Raw genomic sequence first — 22,590 nt, 5'->3', positions numbered from 1 at the left:
CGAGTACGCCCGGGACGGCGTACCGTGATAGGTGCACGCAATTCGGCTGGCTCACCGTGTGCGGGACGGACGTACACGGGGGCGAGCAGCTTTTCACACGTCTGAGGAGACAGTGCTGTGACCGGGATCAAGACGACCGGCGAGAAGAAGCTGATGCTCTTCTCCGGCCGCGCCCACCCCGAGCTGGCCGAGGAGGTCGCGCACCAGCTGGGGGTCAGCCTGGTGCCGACCAAGGCTTTCGACTTCGCGAACGGTGAGATCTACGTCCGCTTCCAGGAGTCGGCGCGTGGCGCGGACTGCTTCCTGATCCAGAGCCACACGGCTCCGATCAACAAGTGGATCATGGAGCAGCTCATCATGATCGACGCGCTGAAGCGCGCGTCGGCTCGTTCCATCACGGTGATCATCCCGTCGTACGGGTACGCCCGTCAGGACAAGAAGCACAAGGGCCGCGAGCCGATCTCGGCGCGTCTGGTGGCGGACCTGCTGAAGACCTCGGGTGCGGACCGCATCCTGACGGTCGACCTGCACACGGACCAGATCCAGGGCTTCTTCGACGGCCCGGTGGACCACCTGTCGGCGCTGAACGTCCTCGCGGACTACGTGGGCGCCAAGGTGGACCGCAGCAAGCTGACGGTGGTCTCCCCGGACGCCGGCCGCGTGCGCGTGGCCGACCGCTGGTGCGACCGTCTGGACGCGCCGCTGGCGATCGTGCACAAGCGCCGCGACAAGGACGTCGCCAATCAGGTGACGGTCCACGAGGTCGTGGGTGAGGTCAAGGGCCGCGTCTGCGTCCTGGTCGACGACATGATCGACACGGGTGGCACGATCTGCGCCGCCGCCGACGCGCTGTTCGCGCACGGCGCGGAGGACGTCATCGTGACGGCCACGCACGGCATCCTGTCGGGTCCGGCGGCCGACCGTCTGAAGAACTCGAAGGTCAGCGAGTTCATCTTCACGAACACCCTGCCCGACCCGTCCGACCTGGAGCTCGACAAGATCACGGTCCTGTCGATCGCGCCGATGATCGCCCGCGCGGTGCGCGAGGTGTTCGAGGACGGTTCGGTGACGAGCCTGTTCGAGGAGCAGCAGTAGGCCCCAGGGGCCCTCGCTAGATCCTTTTGGGTACGGCCTTCCCGCCGGGTACACTCGATGAGTTGCTCGGCGAGGGAGGCCGTACCTGTTTTCCGGTACGGGTGCTCCGTTATCGACGCGCTCTTCGTAGCAGGCCGTTTCGGCCGGGTGACTGTCTTCCGTTTCCGTCACCCCACGAGGAGTGAGCATGTCCGAGGTCAAGCTTTCCGCTTCCACCCGTTCCAACTTCGGCAAGGGCGCCGCCCGTCAGGCCCGCCGCGACGGCCTGGTCCCCGGTGTCATCTACGGCCACGGCTCCACCCCGAAGCACGTCGACGTCGAGGGCCACGGCCTGATGATGGCGCTCAAGACCCCGAACGTCCTGCTCTCCCTGGACATCGCGGGCGACGGCACCGAGCTGGTCATCCCGAAGGCGATCCAGCGTCACCCGGTCAAGCGCACCCTGACCCACGTCGACTTCCTGATCGTCAAGAAGGGCGAGAAGGTCACCGTCGAGGTTCCCGTCGTGACCGAGGGCGACCTGGCCGCCGGCGGCAACCTGCTGGAGACCCTCCTCACCACCGTCGCCGTCGAGGCCGAGGCCACCCACATCCCGACCGAGATCACCGTCTCGATCGCGGGCCTGGAGGCCGGTGCCACGGTGCACGCCTCCGACCTGGTCCTGCCGGCCGGCACCGCGCTGGCCGTCGACGGTGAGACCGCCGTCCTGCAGGTCGTCGCCCCGCAGGCCGAGGAGCCGGCCGCCGAGGCCGCGGGCGACGAGGCCTGAGCCTCGCCGTTCCCCCTCAGCAGTTGCTGACCGACCGCCGTCCGGCTCCACTGGAGCGGGACGGCGGTCGTCTTCGTTCATGGCAGGACTAGGCAAGGCCTTAAGGAGCTTTTGATGTCGGACGACGCGGCACCCTGGCTGATCGTCGGTCTGGGGAACCCGGGGGCGGAGTACGCCGGCAACCGCCACAACATCGGCTTCATGGTGGCCGACCTGCTGGCCGAGCGGATCGGCGGCAGGTTCAAGGCGCACAAGGCGCGGGCGCAGGTGCTGGAGGGCCGGATGGGCGCTCCGGGGCCGGCGAACCGGCGGGTGGTGATCGCGAAGCCGATGTCGTTCATGAACCTGTCGGGCGGTCCGGTGACGGCGCTGCGCGATTTCTACAAGGTGCCGCTGGAGCGGGTGGTGGCGGTCCACGACGAGCTGGACATCGACTACGCGACGCTGCGGCTGAAGCTGGGCGGCGGGGACAACGGCCACAACGGGCTGAAGTCGATGACGAAGTCGATGGGCGCGGACTACCACCGGGTGCGGTGCGGGATCGGCCGGCCGCCGGGGCGGATGCAGGTGGCGGACTTCGTGCTGAAGGACTTCTCCTCGACGGAGCGCAAGGAGCTGGACTGGTTCGTGGACCGGTCGGCGGACGCGGTGGAGTGTCTGGTCCAGGAGGGTCTGGAGCGGGCGCAGTCGGCCTACAACTCCTGATCGGCCGCAGGACACGGGGAAGCCCCCGCCGGTTCCGGCGGGGGCTTCCGTGCGTGCGGGCGGGGGTCAGCCGGTGTTGCGCAGGCCGGCGGCGACTCCGTTGACGGTCAGCAGCAGGGCGCGGGCCAGGAGCGGGTCGGGGGTCTCGCCGCGGGCGGCGGCGGCGCGCTGGCGGGCCAGGAGGGAGACCTGGAGGTAGGAGATGGGGTCCAGGTAGGCGTCGCGGACGGCGAAGGTCTGCTGGAGGACGGGCTGGGAGTCGAGGAGCTCCTCGCCGCCGGTGATGCGCAGGACCTCGCGGACGGTGAGCTCGTGCTCGGCCTCGATGCGGGCGAAGACGTGCTTGAGGTGCTCGGGGACGAGCGTGTCCACGTAGTGGCGGGCGATGCGCAGGTCGGTCTTGGCGAGGGTCATCTCGACGTTGGACAGGAAGTTGCGGAAGAAGTGCCACTTCTGGCCCATCTCGCCGAGGGCGTCGTCCTGGCCGGATTCGCGCAGGGCCTTGAGGCCGGAGCCGACGCCGTACCAGCCGGGGACGATCTGGCGGGACTGGGTCCAGCCGAAGACCCAGGGGATGGCGCGCAGGCCGTCGAGGCCGGCGCCGGAGTCGGGGCGGCGGGAGGGCCGGGAGCCGAGGTGGAGGTCGGCGAGCTGGTCGACGGGGGTGGCGGCGAAGAAGTAGGCGGGGAGGTCGGGGTCCTCGACGAGTTCGCGGTAGGCGGAGTGGGCGGCGTCGGACACGATGTCCATGGCCGCGTCCCAGCGGGTGAGGGCGTCGGGGGACTGGCGGGGGGCGGTGTGCAGGGCGGAGGCCTGGAGGGTGGCCGCGACGGTCAGTTCCAGGTTCTCGCGGGCCAGTGAGGGGACGAGGTACTTGTCGGAGATGACCTCGCCCTGCTCGGTGACCTTGATCTCGCCTTCGAGGGTGCCCCAGGGCTGGGCGAGGATCGCGTCGTGGGAGGGGCCGCCGCCGCGGCCGACGGTGCCGCCGCGGCCGTGGAAGAGGCGCAGGCGTACGCCGTGGCGGTGGGCCACGTCGCGCAGCCGGCGCTGGGCGCGGTGGATCTCCCACTGGCTGGTGGTGATGCCGCCGAACTTGCTGGAGTCGGAGTAGCCGAGCATGACCTCCTGGACGTCGCCGCGCAGGGAGACGAGGCGCCGGTAGGAGGGGTCGGCGAGCATCTCGTCGAGGATGACGTCGGCGGCGCGGAGCTCGTCGGTGGTCTCCAGGAGGGGGACGATGCCGATCTTGGCCCAGCCGGCGTGGAGGTCGAGGAGGCCTGCCTCGCGGGCGAGGACGGCGGCGGCGAAGACGTCGTCGGCGCCCTGGCACATCGAGATGATGTAGGACTCGATGACCTCGGGGCCGAACTTCTCGAAGGCGTCCTTGATGGCGGAGAAGACGCCGAGGGTCTTCTGGCCGGCGGCGTCGAGGGGTGCGGGGGTGGGTGCGAGGGGGCGGCGGGAGCGGAGTTCCTTGGCGAGGAGCTTCTGCCGGTAGTCGCGGGGCATGTCGGTGTAGCGCCAGGACTCCTCGCCGAGCCGGTCGAAGAGCTGGCCGAGGGCGTGGTGGTGGGCGTCGGCGTGCTCGCGGACGTCCATGGTGGCGAGCTGGAGGCCGAAGGCGGCCAGGGTGCGGATGGTGCGGTCCATGCGGCCGTCGGCGAAGAGGGCGCCGCGGTGTTCGCGCAGGGAGGTCTGGATGAGGGTGAGGTCGGTGAGGAGCTCGGCGGTGCCGAGGTAGTCGCGGCCTTCCTCGTGGGGGGTGCCCTTGGCGAGGCGTTCGCGGGTGTTGAGGAGCTTCTGGCGGACGCAGGTGGCCTTGAGGCGGTAGGGCTCTTCGGCGTTGAGGCGCTTGTAGCGGGGGCTGATCTCGGGGAGGCGTTCGAGGTCGGCCTGGAGGGAGGTGAGGAGTTCCTCCGTGGCGCCCGTGTAGCGGATGGAGTTGGAGAGCAGTCCGCGCAGGAAGTCGATGAGTTCCAGGGCGTCGGTGATGCCGTGTTCGTGCTGGAGGATCAGGACGTCGCGGGTGACGTCGGGGGTGACGTTGGGGTTGCCGTCGCGGTCGCCTCCGATCCAGGTGCCGAAGGTGAGGGGGCGGGTGCCGGCGGGGAGTTCGACGCCGACGCGCTGGAGTTCGGCGGCCAGGTCCTCGAGGACGTCGCCGACGGCGTCGGCGTGGAGTTCGTCGAGGTAGTAGATGGCGTTGCGGGCCTCGTCGGTGGGCTCGGGGCGGACGACGCGGAGTTCGTCGGTCTGCCAGACGAGGTCGATGTTCTCGGCGAGGCGCAGGTCGTGGCGGCGGCGGTCGCCGGCTCCGGTGACGGGCTCTTCGAGGAGGGCGGCGATGCGCCGGAGCTTGTTGAGGACGCTGCGGCGGGCGGCCTCGGTGGGGTGTGCGGTGAAGACGGGGCGGACGTTGAGGTTCTTGACCGTCTCGCGCAGGTGCTCGGGGTCGGCGTCCTTGAGCATGTCGGCGGTGCGGGCGAGGAGCCCGCCCTCGGCGGCGCGGTGGGCGCGCAGCTCCTTGCCGCGGTGGACCTGCTCGGTGATGTTGGCGAGGTGGAAGTAGGTGGAGAAGGCGCGCACCAGCTTGGCGGCGGTCTCCAGGTCGGTGTCGCCGAGCAGCTCGGCGGCGGCCTCGCCGTCGGTGCGGGTGAGTGCGCGGACGCGTTCGACGAGGTCGAGGAGGTCCTGGCCCTCCTGGCGTACGAGGGTTTCGCCGAGGAGGTCGCCGAGGCGGCGGATGTCGGCGCGCAGTTCCGCGTTGGCCGTCTGCGCGGCGCGCGTGCGGTCGGACGGGTCGGCGGGCTGGGTGACGGGGGCCTGGGGGGCCTGGTCAGCACTGCTCACAGGTGCGGCTCCTTGCAGTGTTCGAGCGCTACTGGGCTGTGGGCTCCCGGGGGTGCGCGTCCGGCGGTGCCGATGGTGGTGCGCAGCCCGGGCTGCCCGTGCGGACCGCGCTGTCCGACGACACCAGGATAGGCGGCGGGTCCCTGTGCCCCGGCAGAGTGGGCCCGTGTACTGGCGGGGCGGCGTGGTGCGGGCGTGCTCCTCTTGCCGCGGGGGCCGGTTTTGCCATACTTACGTTGCCGTAGGTTACGGGTCCGTAGGTCTGGGGCCGTGGCCGGGGCACCTGCCGGCTTCTCACCCTCCAGGGGATCTCCGATGACCCTCAGTCCCGATCTGATGGAGGGCGCGCCGACGCCCTCCGGTACCCCCGTGCCGTCCGCGACGCGCGGCGGTGAGCAGAAGCGCTCCGTGGAGCAGGTGGCGCTGCTGCTGTTCATCACCGTGCCGTTCCTGGCGCTGCTGGCGGCGGTGCCGCTGGCCTGGGGCCGGGGGGTGAGCTGGCTGGACCTCGGCCTGATGGTGTTCATGTACTTCCTGACGTGCCACGGGATCACCATCGGCTTCCACCGGTACTTCACGCACGGTTCCTTCAAGGCGAAGCGGCCGCTGCGGATCGCGCTGGCGGTGATGGGCTCCCTGGCGGTGGAGGGTCCGCTGGTGCGCTGGGTGGCGGATCACCGCAAGCACCACAGGTTCTCCGATCACGAGGGTGACCCGCATTCGCCGTGGCGGTTCGGGGAGACGCTGCCGGCGTTGGTGAAGGGCCTGTGGTGGGCGCACATCGGCTGGCTGTTCGACGAGGAGCAGACGGACCAGCGGAAGTACGCGCCGGATCTGGTCAAGGACCCGGCGATCCGGCGGATCAGCCGTGACTTCGCGTTCTGGACGGTGGTGTCGCTGGCGATCCCGCCGCTGGTGGGGGGTCTGGTGACGATGTCGTGGTGGGGCGCGTTCACGGCGTTCTTCTGGGGCTCGCTGGTGCGGGTGGCGCTGCTGCACCACGTGACGTGGTCGATCAACTCGATCTGTCACGCGGTGGGCAGGCGGCCGTTCCGGTCGCGGGACCGCAGCGGGAACGTGTGGTGGCTGGCGGTGCTGTCGTGCGGTGAGTCGTGGCACAACCTGCACCACGCGGATCCGACGTCGGCGCGCCACGGCGTGCTGCGCGGTCAGGTGGATTCGAGTGCGCGGCTGATCCGCTGGTTCGAGCTGGCGGGGTGGGCCTCGGACGTGCGCTGGCCGTCGGGGGCGAGGATCGACGCCCGGCGCAAGGACAAGCGCTCGAACGCGGCATGATGGGGGACGTGGCGATCGACGGCAGCAGTACCAGCAGCGACAAGCCCAGGCGGGGTCGCCGGGTCCGGATGACGGGCGCCGAGCGGCGCCAGCAACTGCTGGACATCGGCCGCACCCTGTTCGCCGAGAAGGGGTTCGAGGGCACGTCGGTGGAGGAGATCGCGGCCAAGGCCGGGGTGTCCAAGCCGGTGGTGTACGAGCACTTCGGCGGCAAGGAGGGCCTGTACGCGGTGGTGGTGGACCGTGAGATGCGCCAGTTGCTGGACGGGGTGACGGGCGCGCTGACGGCCGGGCATCCGCGGGAGCTGCTGGAGCAGGCGGCGTTCGCGCTGCTGGACTACATCGAGAGCTATACGGACGGTTTCCGGATCCTGGTGCGGGATTCGCCGGTGGCGCAGTCGACGGGGACGTTCGCGTCGCTGATCAGTGACATCGCCACGCAGGTGGAGGACATCCTGGGGCTGGAGTTCAAGGCGCGGGGGTTCGATCCGAAGCTGGCTCCGCTGTACGCGCAGGCGCTGGTGGGGATGGTGGCGCTGACGGGGCAGTGGTGGCTGGAGACGCGGCGGCCGAAGAAGGCGGAGGTGGCGGCGCATCTGGTGAACCTGGCCTGGCACGGGCTGGAGCACCTGGAGGCGCGGCCGCGGCTGGTGGGCCACCGCAAGAGCTGAGGTCCGCGCGGAGCGCGACGGCGCCCCGTCACCGGGTTTCCCGGTGACGGGGCGCCGTCGTGCGTGCGGGTCCGCCGGGTCGGGCGGGGGTGGTTCAGTTGCCGGTGCGGGGTTCGAGGAACTCCAGCCGGTTGCCGACGGGGTCGTGCGAGTAGAAGCGCCGGTGGCCCGGCAGGTCGTCGTCCCAGACGACGTCGGCGCCGCGTTCGCGGAGTCTGCCGGCGTACTCCTCGATGCCGCTCACGCGCAGTCCGGGGTGCGCCTTGCGGGCGGGCCGGAAGTCCTCTTCCACTCCCAGGTGCAGCTGTACCGCGCCCGCGGCGAACCAGCAGCCCCCGCGCGCGGCGAGGACGGGGGGTTTGGAGATCTCGGTCATGCCCAGGACGCCTTGGTAGTAGGCGCGGAGCTTGTCCTCGGAGCCGGGGGGTGCGGCGAGCTGGACGTGGTCGACGGCGGTCAGCACGGTCAAGCCTCCTTGCGGGCGATGGCGAAGATGCGGCGGAAGGGGAAGACGGTGCCCCTCGGGCCGCCGGGGTAGGCCAGGCGCAGGGCCTCGCGGTATTCGGCGAGGAACCGGTCGGCGGCGTCGCGGTCGTCGCCGAGGACGGTGAGGACGGGGCGCAGGGCGGTGCCCTTGACCCAGTCGAGGACGGGGTCGGGGCCCTGGAGCATCTGGTAGTAGGTGGTCTCCCAGACGTCGACGGCGCAGCCGAGCTCGGTGAACCGGGCGAGGTACTCGGCGGGTTCGAGGATGTGGACGTAGCGGGCGCCGTGTCCGCCGAGGCGCTCGCGCCAGCGCGGGGTGTCGCAGAGCTCGGCGAGGAGCCGGTGGCTGGGAGCGGTGAAGTTGCCGGGGATCTGGAAGGCGAAGGTTCCGCCGGGCCGCAGGCCGTTGATCCAGGAGGCGAAGGAGCCGGGGTGGCTGGGGACCCACTGGAGGGCGGCGTTGGAGACGATCAGGTCGTAGGTCTCCTCGGGCATCCAGCCGGCGATGTCGCCGTGGCGGAAGTCGAGGCGGCCGCCGCCGGGGGTGGGTCCGGCGTGTTCGGCGTCGGCGAGGCGGAGCATCTCGGGGGAGAGGTCGAAGCCGGTGATGTGGGCCTCGGGCCAGCGGTCGGCGAGGAGGGCGGTGACGTTGCCGGGGCCGCAGCCGAGGTCGGCGATGCGCGCGGGGTCGGTGGGGAGCTCGGATATGCGGGTCAGCAGGTCGAGGAAGGGGCGGGTTCGGTGGCCGGCGTGGCGCAGGTACTGGTGGGGGTCCCAGACGGGTGCGGACGGGCTGGTGCCGTCCATGGAGTGGGGGCGCACGGCCCGCGCGATATCGGAATGCATGTTCGAGCCTCCCTACTGGTGGGGCGGTCGGAAGCGGAAGCTGTTCCGGCCCCCTCCATGCCCCATGCTCCGCCAGAATATATCTCGATGTCAAGATTCTCGATTTGAAGAGACTTCATGTCGACAGACCCCGTACACTGATCCGCATGGAGGACGAGGTCGACCGACTGGTCGCGGCATGGCGGCGAGAGCGCCCTGACCTCGACGTGGAACCGCTCGAAGTACTCAGCCGCGTCAGCCGGCTCGCACGCCACCTCGACCGCGCCCGCAGGCTGGCCTTCTCCGAGCACGGCCTCGAACCGTGGGAGTTCGACGTCCTGACCTCGCTGCGGCGCGCCGGAGCCCCGTACCAGCTCTCCCCCGGGCAGCTGCTGACGCAGACGCTCGTCACCTCCGGCACCATGACCAACCGCATCGACCGGCTGGCCAAGAAGGGCCTCGTCGAGCGGCTGCCGGACCCCAGCGACCGGCGCGGCGTACTGGTGCGGCTGACCCCCGAGGGGCGCGACCGCGCCGACCAGTCCCTGGCGGGGCTGCTGGCCCAGGAACGGGCGATCCTGGCCCAGCTCTCCACGGCCGAACGCGTCGACCTGGCGGGCCTGCTACGCCAGTTGACCGCTCCGTTCGACAACATCCCCGGATAGCTCCGCCGGCCGCACTCCGGCCCGCCGGGCCAGGGCCACGGCCGCCAGGGTGGAGTGCACCCCGAGCTTGCCCAGCACGTTCTGCATGTGGGTGCGGACGGTGTGCGGGGACAGGAACAGCCGGGCCGCCACGTCCTTGCGGCCCAGCCCCGCCACCATGCAGCGCAGCACCTCGTGCTCGCGCGGGGTGAGGGACTCCACCAGCCGCTCGCTGTCGGTGCGGTGCTTGCGGGCCGCCGTCAGCTCCCGCAGCACCCCGGTGAGCAGCGCGGGCGGCAGATGGGTCTCCTCCCGCAGCACCCCCCGGATCACGGCGAGCAGCCGCGACAGCGAGCAGTCCTTCGCCACCCAGCCGGAGGCCCCGGCCTGGAGGGCGAGGGCGGCCCGGCGGGCGTCGTCCCGCTCGGCGAGGACGACGGTGCGGACGCCGGGGTGGGCGGTGCGCACCCCGGCGACCAGTGCGATGCCGTCCGCCGGAGGGGACGGGGCGCCGTGCGCCCGCTGGCCCGGTACGGGCAGGACGCCGCCCGTGCCGGCGGCGGCGCCGGGCGGGGCGGGCGCCGCAGGGGCGCCCGTCGCTCCCGGTGCGCCGGACGCGCCGAGGTCGGCGTCGACGAGCAGCACGTCGAAGCGGCGGCCTTCCGCCGCCGCGCGTTCGAGGCAGCGCTGGGCCGCGGGACCGCTGCCGGCCGCGGACACGTCCACGTCCGGCTCGGCCGCGAGCGCGGCTGCGAGAGATTCGGCGAAGATGCGGTGGTCGTCGACCACCAGGACCCGGATACGAACCACAAAACCCCCAAGGGTCGGGGAACGGACGACTACGGGTACGACGCCGGGACCGGGTGGCCCACGAGGCCGCCGCGGCCGCCGCCGCGACACCTGTGCACCTACCCGGGACCGGACGCCGTACCCGGCGTGTCTCGACCCCTGAATCAACACCGGCCCCCACCGGTGTCACGCATCAGCGTAGAGCGGGCGGCGTCCCGTGGTTGGCCGAATAGCAGAAGTTTTCCGAGCTGTTTTCGGGTTCCTGGGTCCGCAACGGCCTTTCGCATGGCCGGATTTCGACTGTCCGGAAGCCCGGGAGGGTGATTTTCCGACCGGCGCGTGCCCCGGGCAGTTGCACGGGGTGCATTTCACCCGGCGTACGCACGCCGGGCGCCCGCGCAGGGCGCCCGTCCACCGCGCCCAGCCCACGCGCGTGCGCCCCCCGCTCCGGAAGGCGCGGGGGGCGCGGTGGTGCGCCGGGGGTCCGGCGCACGGGGGGCGCAGGGGGCGCGGGCCCGGGCCGGTCCCGGCCGGGCCGGAGGGTCAGGAGCGGCGGCCCCGGGCGAAGTTCCAGGCGTCCGTCACGATCTCCGTGAGGTCCGAGCGGACGGGGGTCCAGCCGAGCCGCTCGTGCGCCGTGCGCGCGGAGGCGACCAGGACGGCGGGGTCGCCGGCCCGGCGCGGGGCGACCACCTCGGGGATGTCCCGGCCGGTGACCTTGCGGACCGTCTCGATGACCTCGCGCACCGAGAAGCCGCTGCCGTTGCCGAGGTTGCAGATCAGGTGCTCGCCCGGGGCCGCCTCGCGCAGCGCGGCGAGGTGGGCCTCGGCGAGGTCGGCGACGTGGATGTAGTCGCGCACGCAGGTGCCGTCGGGGGTCGGGTAGTCCTCGCCGAACACCGAGATGGACTCGCGCTCCCCCAGGGCGACCTGGAGGACGAGGGGGATCAGGTGGGTCTCGGGGTCGTGGCGCTCGCCGAACTCCTTGTAGGCGCCGGCCACGTTGAAGTAGCGCAGCGAGACCGCCGCGAGGCCGTGCGCCGCGCACTCCCCCGCGATCATGTGGTCGACGGCCAGCTTGGAGGCGCCGTACGGGTTGGTGGGGGCGGTCACCGAGGTCTCCGTCAGCGCGCCCTCGGCGGGCTCCCCGTAGGTGGCGGCGGTGGAGGAGAAGACGAGGGTGCGCACCCCGGCCTCGCGCATCGCGGTGAGCAGGGCGAGGGTGCCGCCGACGTTGTTGTCCCAGTACTTGCCGGGGTTCACCACGGACTCGCCGACCTGCGAGGAGGCCGCGAAGTGCAGCACGGCGTCGTAGGAGGGGTCCAGGTACCGTCCGGCGTCCTGGATGCGGCCGCTGACGAGCGTGGCGCCGGCGGGGACGCCCTCGCCGAAGCCGGTGGAGAGGTCGTCGAGGACGGTGACCTCGTGTCCGGCCTCCAGGAGATGGGCGGCGACGACGCTGCCGACGTATCCCGCACCACCGGTGACCAGGTACTTGCTCACTCGTACTCCAACCTCTCGCGGACGCACGCGACTGCGCGTGCTGGTCTCTGGCTTACCGGATTCCGCGCCTCCGGGGAAATCGTCCGGGCCCCGCCCGCCGGGCGGGGCCCGGGCGGGTCAGCCCGCGGCCTGCTGCGGCGGCCGCTGCGCGGGCAGGGCGGCGCGGTCGAGGAGCCCGGTGCGGGCGGCCAGCGCGGCCGCCTCCAGCCGGGAGCCCACGCCCAGCTTCATCAGGACCCGCTGGACGTGCGTGCGCGCCGTGCTGGGCGCGATGTCCATGCCGGCGGCGATCAGCCGGGTGTCCTCGCCCTCGGCGACCCGCACCAGCACCTCCACCTCGCGCGGGGTCAGCAGCCGCAGCAGCCGGGTGCCCTCGTCGTCGGGCTGGGCGGCGGGGTTGAGGAGCTCGGCGAAGGCCCCCTGGAGCAGCTGGGGGGAGATGGCGACCTCCCCGGCCCGGGCCTTGGCCAGGGCCCGTTCGACGCCCTCGATGCGCTCGTCCTGGCGGACGTAGCCCGAGGCGCCGGCGGCGAAGGCGGACGCGATCCCGCGCGGGCTCGGCACCGGGCCGAGGACCACGACGGCGATCTGCGGGCGTTCGCGCTTGATGCGCACGACGGGTTCGAAGACCCCGGGTTCCGCGGGGGTCGCGGTGCCGAACAGGCACACCTCCGGGGCGCGGCCGATGACCAGTTCGGCGGCTCCGGCCGCCGGCGCGGCCGCCGCGAGCACCCGGTGCCCCCGCAGTTTCAGGGCCGAGGCGAGGGCCTCGGCCAGCAGACGGTGCTCGTCGACCACCATGACGCGTACGCCCATCAAGGCTCCCACCCCAGATCCTTCTGACCCGGCAAGCTACACGCTTGTTCGACGGGGCGCGGGGGTTACCGTGCGAAAGCCCCCGATCGGTGGCACCGTCCGGGGGCTTTCGCGGCTGCTCGCGCCGTCGGCGCGCGGGCGTCAGCTCGCGGTGAAGGAGACGAACAGGTAGTCCTTCTCCTTGTCGGAGTACGGCTTGCTGGCCAGGGACTCGGCCATGAACAGGCGCCCATTGCGGTAGCGGATCTCGGAGCGGTCCGGGGAGAAGCCGGACTCCAGGCTCCGGGTGCCGGCCGGGTTCTGCATGAGGAGGGTCTCCTTCATCGTCTTGCCGTCGATGCTGACGACCTGGCCGCCCCCGTCGTAGGGGGGCACCTTGTAGGCGATGATGTTCGACCCGTCCATGCGCAGCGGGTACATGACGTACTTCTCGCCGGCGTCGGCGCGGTCGCTGGTGGCCTTGCCGGTCTCCAGGTCGAAGGAGACGATCTCGTTGGTGCGGCCGGTGGGCGAGGAGCCCTGGTGCTCGTACGAGGGCAGGTAGACCTTGCCGTTGCCGATGACCAGGTTGGTGCACTGCTCGACCTCGGTGGCCGGGCAGCGGGGCGCGTAGCTGCCGGAGGAGAGCCCGATGCGGGTCTTGAGCTGGCCGGCGTCGTCGAGGACGAAGAGGTCGCTGAGGTTGGTGGCGTTCTTCGCGGTGTTGCCGACGTTGGCGGCGACGACGAGCGGCTTGGTGGAGACGATGCCGGCCCACTCGATGCCGGCGGACAGCTTGTACGAGTACTTCGGCGCGCCGGTGACGGGGTCGAGGGCCTGCGCGTAGAGGGTCTCGTCGGAGCTGCGGCCGCACTTGCGCAGGACCGCGAGGGCCTCGCCGCCGCCGTAGCCGAGGTCGTAGCAGCCGTCGGCGTCGGTCTTGGGGGTCCACAGGGGCTTGCCGTCGGTGAGGTTCCAGGCGGCGCCGCCGTAGAGGCCGCCGGCGGCGACGGTCTGGCCGCTGAGGGTGATCTCCTCGAAGGCCACCGGCTTGTCGCCGCCGGTGGCGGACTTGGCGGTGGCGGACCACAGGAGCTTGCCGGTGTTCAGGTCGACGACGCCGGCCTGGGTGCACTGGGGGTACTTGCGGTCGGCGGTGGCCGGGCCCTCCTCGAAGAGGATGGCGGTCTTGTTGTCGCTGACGTGCTTGGACGCGCCGCAGACGTTGGCATTGAGCGGGAGTTCCCACTTCTTGCCGCCGTCGACGAGGTTGTAGCCGACGACCTTGCCCAGGTCGGACTTGACGTAGGTGGTGTCGGTCAGCCAGGAGCCCTTGACGTCGGCGACGTCGGCGGGCGGCTGGGTGGTCACGTTGACCAGGGTCTTGGACTTGGGGTTGGCCGGGACCTTCTCGCTGCCGCCCTGGGCCGGGGCCTTGGCGTCGGGCGAGCCGCTGGCCGCGACGGCCGGCTGGTCGCCGCCGCCGGAGTCCGAGGTGTACCAGAAGCCGCCGCCGATGATCAGGGCCATGGCCAGGAGGGCCGCGCCGACGATCACCAGCTGGTTGCGCACGTCGTGGGAGCCGCCCGCGGCGGGGGCCGGCGGCTGCGGGGCCGGGGCCTGGAGGGTGCCGGGCTGCTGGGGGTAGCCGTAGCCGGCCTGCTGCTGCGGGTAGCCGTAGCCGGGCTGGGCGCCGGGGGGCGGGGGGACGGCGGGCTGGGCGGGCTGGGTCGCGGCCTGCGGGGGCTGCGGCGGGGTGCCGGGGGCGGGGGGCTGCCCCGGCGGCGGGCCGGGCGGCGGCGGGGGGCCGCCGAAACCGCCGGAGGGCGGCTGGCTGGGGGGCGGCGGGGTACTCATCTGCTGCTACTGCCTCTCGGTGGGCGGCTCGGTGGACTCGTTCACTTGCCGAATGCCATCAGGAGCTTCTCGTCCTTGCCGTCGCCGGCCAGCGAGTCGACGGACAGGAAGAAGCGGCCGTCCTCGAAGGAGCGCTCGGCGAACATGAAGGAGCCTTCGATCTTCGCGGCGGGCCCCGAGGGCAGGCGCAGCAGCGGCTTGGGCGCGCCGCCGGCCGCCGGATACGAGACGATCTCCCCGGGCTGGTCGAGGGCGCCGGTGCGGTAGGCGGTCAGCTGCCCGTTCGCCGCCTTGAGGGGGATCAGGCCCCGCTTGTCCCCGGCGGCCTGGCGCCACTTGGCCTTGCCGGTGCCCAGGTCGAAGGCGACGATCTCGTTGCCGGAGCCGCCCTTGGTGTCGGTGGCCAGGTAGAGGGTGTCGCCGTCGACGGCGGCGTCGCCGCAGCCCTGGAGGTCGTCGATGGCGCTGCCGCCGCAGTTGACCTGGAAGGAGCCTTCGGCGGCCATGCTGGAGCGCTTCTTGCCGTCGGCGGTCAGGGCGATGACGGCGCGTTCCTTGGTGTCGCGGTTGCCGATGTCGAGGACGGCCGGGGAGACCGAGTAGACGGCGTTGACCTTCCAGCCCTTGGGGAGCCGGTAGGACCAGGTCTTCTTCCCGGTGACCGGGTCGGCGTCCTGGACCTCGGTGGTGTGGTCGTCGTCCATGCACAGGGCGATGCCGAGGAGCTTCCCGCCGCCGGCCGCGTACTGGCCGGGCTGGCAGCCCTCGGGGACGTTGCCGGAGAACAGCTTGTCGCCGGTGCTGACGCGGTAGGCGCTGGTGCCGCCGAGCCGGTTGACGACGACGGTGTCGCCGGTGAGGTTCAGGCCGGCGCTGCCGCCGCCGTCGAAGATGCTCTCCTTGGCGACCTCCTTCGTCCAGCCCTCCTTGCCGGCCTTCAGGTCGATCAGCTTCAGCTGGTTGCAGGAGGCGTTGGAGGCGGTGCCGTCCTTGACGACGACGACCGTCTTGCCGTCGGGGGTGGTCTGGCCCGAGAACCCGCAGATCTCCGCGCGGGCGTCGATCTTCCACTTCTCCTTGCCGTCGGCCACGGCGTAGCCGACGAGCGTGGTGCCGATGCTCTTGACGACGGTGTCGCCGACGGCCCACTGGGCCTTGGTGGGGATGCCGGCGCCGGGTCCCTGCATCTTGACGGTCTTGAGCCACAGCACCTTGTCCTCGCCGGGCTTGCGGCCGGCGTTGAGGTCGGTCTGCTCGGGGGCGCCGTTGCCGCTGCCGTCGCCCTTGTCCACCGACGGGGAGCCGGCGGGCTTGGGGTCGGCGGGGGCGGAGGCCTGCGCGGCGGGCTTCTTCGGGTCGTCTCCGCCGGCGAAGGCGAACCAGGCGCCGGCGCCGAGGACGAGGACGCCCGCGGCGGCGGCCGCGACGATCACGGCGCCCTTGCGGCGGCCGCCGGACGGCGGGCCGGCGGGCGGCGGGAAGCCGGGGCCGCCGGGGTGGGCCAGCGGCTGCGGGACGGTCGGCGGCTGCTGTGCGTACGGGTTCGCGCCCTGGGGCGGGTAGCCGTACGCGGGCTGCGGCGGCCCGGGGAGGTGGCCGTAACCGGAGGGGGTCGGCGGCTGGTTCGGCGGCTGGGGCGGCTCGGTCATCAGCGCATACCTTCGGCTTCAGGCGGTCGGTGGACCGGGCGGGACCCGGCGGAGATCGAAAAGAACCGACCCTTTCTATCACTCGTGGCCGGTACGCAACGGGCCGGTCGCACCCCTGTTCCCAAGGGAGGACCGGCCCGTGACGCGCCTGTTATCCGGCCGTACGAGGCCCTCGGATCAGGCCTCTTCGGCCAGCTCCAGCCAGCGCATCTCCAATTCGTCCCGCTCCGAGATGAGTTCGCGCAGCTCCGCGTCGAGCTTGGCGACCTTGTCGTAGTCGGTGGAGTGCTCGGCGATCTGCGCGTGCAGGTTCGACTCGCGGTCGGACATCTTGTTGAGCTGGCGCTCGATCTTCTGGAGTTCCTTCTTCGCGGCGCGCGAGTCGCCGGAGGAGGCCGACTTGGCCGCGGCTGCCGGGGCCGGCGCCGGGGCGGCGGCCTCGATCATCCGCTGGCGGCGCTCCAGGTACTCGTCCAGGCCGCGCGGCAGCATGCGCAGGCTGTGGTCGCCGAGGAGCGCCATCACCGTGTCGGTGGTGCGCTCGATGAAGAACCGGTCGTGGGAGATCACGATCATCGAGCCGGGCCAGCCGTCGAGGAGGTCCTCCAGCTGGGTGAGGGTCTCGATGTCGAGGTCGTTGGTGGGCTCGTCGAGGAACAGGACGTTCGGCTCGTCCATCAGCAGGCGCAGGATCTGCAGCCGGCGCCGCTCACCGCCGGACAGGTCGCCGACGGGCGTCCACTGCTTCTCCTTGGTGAAGCCGAACTGCTCGCACAGCTGGCCGGCCGTCATCTCGCGGCCCTTGCCGAGGTCGACGCGGTCGCGGACGCGCTGGACGGCCTCCAGGACGCGCAGCGACGGGTCGAGTTCGCCGACCTCCTGGGAGAGGTAGGCGAGGCGGACGGTCTTGCCGACGGTGATCTCGCCGGACGCGGGCTGGGTCTCGCCCTGGGTGCGGGCGGCCTCGGCGAGGGCCCGCAGCAGGGAGGTCTTGCCCGCGCCGTTGACGCCGACGAGGCCGACGCGGTCGCCGGGGCCCAGGTGCCAGGTGAGGTGCTTGAGGAGGGTCTTGGGGCCGGCCGTGACGGTGACGTTCTCCAGGTCGAAGACCGTCTTGCCGAGGCGGGCGTTGGCGAAGCGCATCAGCTCCGACTTGTCGCGCGGCTCCGGCACGTCGGCGATCAGCTCGTTGGCGGCCTCGATGCGGTAGCGGGGCTTGGAGGTCCGGGCGGGGGCGCCGCGGCGCAGCCAGGCCAGCTCCTTGCGCATCAGGTTCTGCCGCTTGGTCTCCTCGGTGGCGGCGATCCGCTCGCGCTCGGCGCGGGCGAAGACGTAGTCGCTGTAGCCGCCTTCGTACTCGTAGACGGAGCCGCGCTGGACGTCCCACATGCGGGTGCAGACCTGGTCGAGGAACCAGCGGTCGTGGGTGACGCAGACGAGGGCGCTGCGGCGGGTCTGGAGGTGGGCGGCCAGCCAGGAGATGCCCTCGACGTCGAGGTGGTTGGTGGGCTCGTCGAGGACGAGGAGGTCCTGGTCGGCGATGAGCAGCTTGGCGAGCGCGATGCGGCGGCGCTCGCCGCCGGAGAGCGGGCCGATGACGGTGTCCAGGCCCTGGCCGAAGCCGGGCAGGTCGAGGCCGCCGAAGAGGCCCGTCAGCACGTCGCGGATCTTGGCGTTGCCGGCCCACTCGTGGTCGGCCATGTCGCCGATGATCTCGTGGCGGATGGTGGCCGCGGGGTCGAGGGAGTCGTGCTGGGTCAGGACGCCCATCCGCGTGCCGCCGCTCTGGGTGACCCGGCCGGTGTCGGGCTCCTCCAGCTTGGCGAGCATCCGGATGAGGGTGGTCTTGCCGTCGCCGTTGCGGCCGACCACACCGATCCGGTCTCCCTCGGATACGCCGAGGGAGATGCCGTCGAGCAGGGCACGGGTGCCGTACACCTTGCTGACTGCCTCGACATTGACCAGATTGACGGCCATCAGACGCGCTCCAGGGAAAGGGTGTGGATCAGCCCCCCAGCCTAACCCTCCGCGACGACGGCGACCGTTCCACCAGCCAGGCGCCCGCCAGGGCCATGCCGATGGCGGCGGGGGCGGTGACCGGGAGGGCGACGAGGGTGGCGGTGTGCCCCTCCAGCAGGCCGCCGAGGCCGGTCATGGACAGGCCGAGGATCCCGAGGAGGGCGAGGGTGGTGCCGAGGGCGGCGGCCGGGCCGCCGCCGGGGGCGTTCCCGGCCGGGACGGGTGCCTCGAAGCGGCGGAAGCAGGCCACGAGGAGGGCGGTGAGGACGGCGGCGGCGAGGATCCGCACCGGGACCTGCGCCCACCAGGCGGCGGTGGCGGGCTCGGGCAGGCGCAGGCCGAGGGCGAGCTGGGCGGCGTACACGCCGAGCATGGCGGTGAGGTGCCAGAGGAAGGCGGTCATGGCGATCCCGTTGGCGGCGACCACCCCGCGCCAGACGCGGGGCCGGGCGAGCAGGGCGGCGGCGGGCCGGGCGGCGAGCTGGACGGCGCCGACCAGCCACATGCCGTGGCAGAGCAGGGCGAGGGTGGGCGGGGCCATGTTGGACACCTTCTCGCCGGGCATCCCCACCATCGACAGCGGGTACGGGCCGGCCGCGACGAGCAGCACCGCCCCGGCGAGGCCGGCGGCGGCGAGGAGGGCGGGGCGGCGGATGCGGCCGTCGGCGCGCAGGAAGCCGAGCTGGTGCACGGCGAGCCAGACGAAGGCGAAGTTCAGGAACTCGGCGTACGGGAGGTGGAGCGCGAACCGCAGGACGTCGACCAGGGCGGCGGCCGCGGCCAGGGCGGCGAAGGCGGCCCACCCCCAGCGGGCGTGCGCGCGCAGCAGGGGCGGGGTGAGGGCGACCATGGCCAGGTAGATGCCGATGAACCAGAGCGGCTGGGTGACCATCCGCAGCGCGGCCCCGGCCAGCGGCCCGCGGTCGGCGCCGGCGAGCTGCACGACGAGGGCGAGCGCGGTCCAGACGAGGACGAACACCAGGGTGGGCCGCAGCAGGCGGCGCAGCCGGGCGCGCAGGAAGGCCGCGTAGACGGGCCGGCCGGCGGCGCGGCGCTCCAGGGAGCGGTGGGAGAGGGCGTGGGAGAACCCGCCGACGAAGAAGAAGACGGGCATGACCTGGAGCCCCCAGGTGAGGACCTGGAGCGGGGGCACGAGCGCGAGCAGGTTCCCTATGCCGCCGGCGCCGACGGCGGCCATCAGCCAGTGGCCGAGGACGACGGTCCCGAGGGAGGCGACCCGGAGCAGGTCGACGTACCGGTCGCGCGTGGCGGGGGTGGCGGCGGCGAGGTCGCGTGCGCTGGCTGTCATGTCCCCTACGGTCCCGGCGCGGGGCGGGCGGGAACAGGGCGCGGCTACTCATCCCCGGCCTAGGTACGGGGGCGGGGCTGTTTATAGCCCCGCCGGCGTTTGAGGCGCGGGGGTCCGGGGGCGGAGCTGCTTATAGCCCCGCCGGCGTTTGAGGCACGGGGGTCCGGGGGCGGAGCTGCTTATAGCCCCGCCGGCGTTTGAGGCGCGGGGGTACGGGGGCGGAGCCCCCGGGAAACGGCGAAAGGGCGGGGCGGGGACGGGCTCCGCGCAGCGGACCCCGCGACCCGGCTACGCCAGGACCGTGGCCCCGGCCGCCGGCGAAGCCGTCACCCGCGTGGCCCGGCACGTGCCGGAGGCCTCCAGCTCGGCCGCGACCTTCGCCGCCGCGTCGGCGTCCCGTACCAGGAACGCCGTCGTCGGCCCGGACCCGGACACCAGCCCGGCCAGGGCCCCGGCCCCGACCCCCGCCTCCAGCGTCCGCGCGAGCTCCGGCCGCAGCGACAGCGCCGCCGGCTGGAGCCCGTTGGACCGCGGCAGGACGGCGGCCAGCGCGTCGGGGTCGCCGGAGGCCAGCGCGGCGAGCAGTTCCGGGGAGGCCTGCGGGACGGGTACGTCCGTGCCCTCCGTCAGCCGGTCGAACTCGCGGAACACCGCCGGGGTGGACAGCCCGCCGTGGGCGACGGCGAACACCCAGTGGAAGCCGCCCGCCTCGACGGGCGTCAGCAGCTCCCCCCGTCCGGTGCCGAGGGCCGCGCCGCCCACCAGGCTGAAGGGGACGTCGCTGCCGAGCTCGGCGCAGATCTCCAGGAGCTCCTCGCGCGGGGTGCCGAGCCCCCACAGGGCGTCGCAGGCCAGCAGGGCCGCCGCGCCGTCCGCGCTGCCGCCGGCCATGCCGCCGGCGACGGGGATGTTCTTGGCGATGTGCAGGTGGACGGCGGGGGTGAGCCCGGCCCGGGCGGCGAGCAGCTCGGCGGCCCGCGCGGCCAGGTTCGTACGGTCCAGCGGGACCTGGTCGCTGTCGGGGCCCTCGCAGCCGACGGTGGGTGCGTCGCCGGCGGTCGCGGTCGCGGTGACCTCGTCGTACAGGGAGACGGCGAGGAAGACGTTGGCCAGGTCGTGGAAGCCGTCGGGGCGGGCCGCGCCCACCGCCAGCTGGACGTTGACCTTCGCGGGGACCCGTACGGTCACCGCCGGGCGCGGGGCGGCGCTCACAGGGCGGGCTTCAGCACGTCGGCGGGCTTGTGCTCGGCGATCGCGGCGAACTCCTCGACCGTCAGGGACTCGCCGCGGGCGAGCGGGTTGATCCCGGCGGCGGTGAGCGCGGCCTCGGCGGCGGCGGCCGAGCCGGCCCAGCCGGCGAGCGCGGAGCGCAGGCCCTTGCGGCGCTGCGCGAACGCGGCGTCGACGACGGCGAAGACCTCGGCCTTGGAGGCGCTGGTGCGGACCGGTTCGGCGCGGCGGACGAGGGAGACGAGTCCGGAGTCGACGTTGGGGGCGGGCCAGAAGACGTTGCGGCCGATGGAGCCGGCGCGCTTGACGTCGGCGTACCAGTTCGCCTTGACGGAGGGAACTCCGTAGACCTTGTTGCCGGGGCGGGCGGCGAGCCGGTCGGCGACCTCGGCCTGGACCATGACGAGGGTGCGCTCGATGCTGGGGAACCGGTCGAGCATGGTCAGCAGCACCGGCACGGCCACGTTGTACGGCAGGTTCGCGACGAGTGCGGTCGGCGCGGGGCCGGGCAGTTCGGTCACGAGCATGGCGTCGGAGTGGACGAGCGCGAAGCGGTCCTTCCTGCCCGGCATCCGCGCCTCGATGGTGGCGGGCAGCGCGGCGGCCAGGATGTCGTCGATCTCGACGGCGACGACCCGGTCGGCGGCCTCCAGCAGGGCGAGCGTCAGCGAGCCGAGGCCCGGGCCGACCTCGACGACGACGTCGTCGGGGCGCACCTCGGCGGTGCGCACGATCCGGCGGACCGTGTTGGCGTCGATGACGAAGTTCTGGCCCTTCTGCTTCGTCGGGCGCACGCCGAGGGCGGCGGCCAGCTCTCGGATGTCGGCCGGCCCGAGGAGGGCGTCGGAAGGGGTCCCGGCGGTCCCGGGGGCCTCGTGGGGCTGCTGCTGCTCTGCGGTGCTCACCGGTAAAGCCTACGGCCGCAGTGCGGCCACGGACTCGCCCCCCGCTGCACGTAGAGCTTCTTCGCCCGGAACGTCTGCTCTCCGGCGGGGGCGTCCTGCGGGCGGCCGCTGCCGCCGAGGGCCTGCCAGGTGGTCACGTCGAACTGGTAGAGGCCGCCGTAGGTGCCCGAGGCGTCGGTGGCGGAGGGCCGGCCGCCGGACTCGCACTGGGCGAGCGAGCCCCAGTCGAGGTGGTCGGCTCCGGCGACGGAGGTCGGCAGCGGTTTCGTGCCGACCTTGACGAGCTGGCTGACGGGTTCGCGCACGACCTCCTCGGCGATCTTCCGGGCGGGTTCGCGGACCCCGTTGACGGTGCGCAGCCCGTACGTGACCCGGCGGGCGCCGGGGCGTCCGGTGCGTTCGACGACCTCGGTGCCGGCGAACAGGGTGTCGTCGTCGACGCGTTCGGTCTCGTAGGGGATGCGTTCCTCGCGGACCTCGCGGGTGCCGGTGATGCGCAGGACGGTGACGGTCTGGCCGTCGCGGGGGAAGGAGTCCGGGGCGACGGAGGTGGTGTCCTCGCCGCGCAGGGTGATGCCGGCCTGGTCGAGGGCTTCGCGGACGGTGGCGGCGTTGGTGCGGATGGTGGTCTCGCGGCCGTCGGCCATGAAGGTGACGCCGCGTTCGGTGCGGACGCTGAGGGTGAGTCCGGAGCGGGGGACGGGGGCCGTGCGGGGGGCGGAGAGGTAGGCGCCCTCGACGCGGACGCCGATCTGGCGCAGGGCGGCGTCCACGGTGCGGGCGGTGGTCCACATCTGGCGGCTGCCGCCGTCGAGGGTCAGGCGCAGGGGGCGGCCGTAGCGGACGACGACCTCCTCGCCGTCCTCCAGGGCGGAGTCGCGGGCGGGGGCGACGAGGTCGTGGGGGCCGACGCCGAGGCCTTCGGCGTCGAGGAGGTCCTCGACGTTCCCGGCGAAGGTGTGCAGGGTGCGGGGTTCGCCGTCGACGGTGAGGTGGACGGACTTGTCGGCGGCGACGAAGGCGGTGGTGCCGCCGGCGAGGAAGGCGACGACGAGGGCCTGGGGGACGATGCGCCGCCAGCTGTCGCGGGCGGCGGGCCCCGGCCGACGCGGCGGCGGGGAGTACGGCGACGACCGCCGCGACGAGCGCGGCGAAGGCGAGTCGTCCCTTCATCGGTCTGTCCTCTCCGG

18 protein-coding genes and 2 pseudogenes are annotated in these 22,590 nt (G+C 72.8%); 7 read left to right on the top strand and 13 right to left on the bottom strand.

What is annotated here, in order from left to right:
- Positions 1–117 precede the first annotated feature (117 nt).
- From AB0O29_RS20865 to pth, 3 genes are all read left to right on the top strand, one after another.
- A complete protein-coding gene (locus AB0O29_RS20865; protein ID WP_365153427.1) occupies positions 118–1,095 on the top strand; it encodes a ribose-phosphate diphosphokinase in 978 nt (325 codons plus the stop codon).
- Positions 1,096–1,282: 187 nt separating this feature from the next.
- Entirely contained in the window at positions 1,283–1,864 is a 582-nt protein-coding gene (locus AB0O29_RS20860; RefSeq protein ID WP_365153425.1) for a 50S ribosomal protein L25/general stress protein Ctc, read from the top strand.
- Positions 1,865–1,978: 114 nt separating this feature from the next.
- On the top strand, positions 1,979–2,569 hold the full coding sequence (gene pth / locus AB0O29_RS20855; RefSeq protein ID WP_365153423.1) for an aminoacyl-tRNA hydrolase: 591 nt from the start codon (positions 1,979–1,981) through the stop codon (positions 2,567–2,569).
- Positions 2,570–2,635: 66 nt separating this feature from the next.
- Here pth and ppc read toward each other — a convergent pair whose 3' ends face one another.
- Positions 2,636–5,329 (bottom strand): phosphoenolpyruvate carboxylase, encoded by a 2,694-nt coding sequence (ppc, locus tag AB0O29_RS20850; protein ID WP_365153455.1) that lies wholly within the window; start codon positions 5,327–5,329, stop codon positions 2,636–2,638.
- A gap of 408 nt (positions 5,330–5,737) precedes the next feature.
- On the opposite strand from ppc, the gene AB0O29_RS20845 reads away from it, so the two are divergent.
- Both AB0O29_RS20845 and AB0O29_RS20840 read left to right on the top strand, forming a co-directional pair.
- Entirely contained in the window at positions 5,738–6,718 is a 981-nt protein-coding gene (locus AB0O29_RS20845; RefSeq protein ID WP_365153421.1) for a fatty acid desaturase, read from the top strand.
- A complete protein-coding gene (locus AB0O29_RS20840; protein WP_344168497.1) occupies positions 6,715–7,389 on the top strand; it encodes a TetR/AcrR family transcriptional regulator in 675 nt (224 codons plus the stop codon). Before AB0O29_RS20845 ends, AB0O29_RS20840 begins: the two co-directional genes overlap by 4 nt.
- Before the next feature lie 94 nt (positions 7,390–7,483).
- Here AB0O29_RS20840 and AB0O29_RS20835 read toward each other — a convergent pair whose 3' ends face one another.
- Together AB0O29_RS20835 and AB0O29_RS20830 are read right to left on the bottom strand one after the other, a co-directional pair.
- On the bottom strand, positions 7,484–7,852 hold the full coding sequence (locus tag AB0O29_RS20835; protein ID WP_365153453.1) for a VOC family protein: 369 nt from the start codon (positions 7,850–7,852) through the stop codon (positions 7,484–7,486).
- 2 nt (positions 7,853–7,854) lie between these two features.
- Positions 7,855–8,721 (bottom strand): trans-aconitate 2-methyltransferase, encoded by an 867-nt coding sequence (locus AB0O29_RS20830; protein ID WP_365153418.1) that lies wholly within the window; start codon positions 8,719–8,721, stop codon positions 7,855–7,857.
- 146 nt (positions 8,722–8,867) lie between these two features.
- Here AB0O29_RS20830 and AB0O29_RS20825 point away from each other — a divergent pair, with 146 nt between their 5' ends.
- A complete protein-coding gene (locus AB0O29_RS20825) occupies positions 8,868–9,365 on the top strand; it encodes a MarR family transcriptional regulator (RefSeq protein ID WP_079427661.1) in 498 nt (165 codons plus the stop codon).
- Here AB0O29_RS20825 and AB0O29_RS20820 read toward each other — a convergent pair.
- From AB0O29_RS20820 to AB0O29_RS20775, 10 genes and pseudogenes are all read right to left on the bottom strand, one after another.
- A complete protein-coding gene (locus AB0O29_RS20820) occupies positions 9,324–10,154 on the bottom strand; it encodes a response regulator transcription factor (protein WP_365153416.1) in 831 nt (276 codons plus the stop codon). The two genes, AB0O29_RS20825 and AB0O29_RS20820, sit on opposite strands and share 42 nt — an antisense overlap.
- A gap of 522 nt (positions 10,155–10,676) precedes the next feature.
- Positions 10,677–11,636, bottom strand: a complete 960-nt coding sequence (galE, locus tag AB0O29_RS20815) for a UDP-glucose 4-epimerase GalE (protein WP_365153414.1) — start codon at positions 11,634–11,636, stop codon at positions 10,677–10,679.
- A 117-nt stretch (positions 11,637–11,753) separates the two neighbouring features.
- Positions 11,754–12,452 (bottom strand): LuxR C-terminal-related transcriptional regulator, encoded by a 699-nt coding sequence (locus AB0O29_RS20810; protein ID WP_365153451.1) that lies wholly within the window; start codon positions 12,450–12,452, stop codon positions 11,754–11,756.
- A gap of 141 nt (positions 12,453–12,593) precedes the next feature.
- Entirely contained in the window at positions 12,594–14,288 is a 1,695-nt protein-coding gene (locus AB0O29_RS20805; RefSeq protein WP_365153412.1) for a PQQ-binding-like beta-propeller repeat protein, read from the bottom strand.
- Positions 14,289–14,329: 41 nt separating this feature from the next.
- Positions 14,330–15,937: a PQQ-binding-like beta-propeller repeat protein gene (locus AB0O29_RS20800; RefSeq protein WP_365153410.1), complete on the bottom strand. Its 1,608-nt coding sequence runs from the start codon at positions 15,935–15,937 to the stop codon at positions 14,330–14,332.
- Positions 15,938–16,114: 177 nt separating this feature from the next.
- Positions 16,115–17,914, bottom strand: coding sequence for an ABC-F family ATP-binding cassette domain-containing protein (locus AB0O29_RS20795; protein ID WP_365153408.1), 1,800 nt, complete (start codon positions 17,912–17,914; stop codon positions 16,115–16,117).
- 28 nt (positions 17,915–17,942) lie between these two features.
- Positions 17,943–19,265 (bottom strand): acyltransferase, encoded by a 1,323-nt coding sequence (locus AB0O29_RS20790; RefSeq protein ID WP_365153406.1) that lies wholly within the window; start codon positions 19,263–19,265, stop codon positions 17,943–17,945.
- A gap of 288 nt (positions 19,266–19,553) precedes the next feature.
- The gene (locus AB0O29_RS20785) at positions 19,554–20,477 is read right to left on the bottom strand and encodes a 4-(cytidine 5'-diphospho)-2-C-methyl-D-erythritol kinase (RefSeq protein ID WP_365153405.1); all 924 of its coding nucleotides are present in this window, start codon (positions 20,475–20,477) and stop codon (positions 19,554–19,556) included.
- A complete protein-coding gene (gene rsmA, locus AB0O29_RS20780; RefSeq protein ID WP_365153403.1) occupies positions 20,474–21,400 on the bottom strand; it encodes a 16S rRNA (adenine(1518)-N(6)/adenine(1519)-N(6))-dimethyltransferase RsmA in 927 nt (308 codons plus the stop codon). Before rsmA ends, AB0O29_RS20785 begins: the two co-directional genes overlap by 4 nt.
- A pseudogene (locus tag AB0O29_RS20775) lies at positions 21,397–22,476 on the bottom strand (ubiquitin-like domain-containing protein); the annotation flags it as partial. The pseudogene AB0O29_RS20775 and the gene rsmA, both read right to left, overlap by 4 nt.
- On the opposite strand from AB0O29_RS20775, the pseudogene AB0O29_RS20770 reads away from it, so the two are divergent.
- Positions 22,367–22,590 (top strand): annotated as a pseudogene (locus AB0O29_RS20770) (hypothetical protein); the annotation flags it as partial. The pseudogenes AB0O29_RS20775 and AB0O29_RS20770 overlap by 110 nt on opposite strands.

It is taken from the genome of Streptomyces sp. NPDC089915 (assembly GCF_040684675.1).
Lineage (GTDB): Bacteria > Actinomycetota > Actinomycetes > Streptomycetales > Streptomycetaceae > Streptomyces.
The sequence above is the reverse complement of the archived record's forward strand: the minus strand, read 5'-3'. Positions and strand labels throughout refer to the sequence as shown.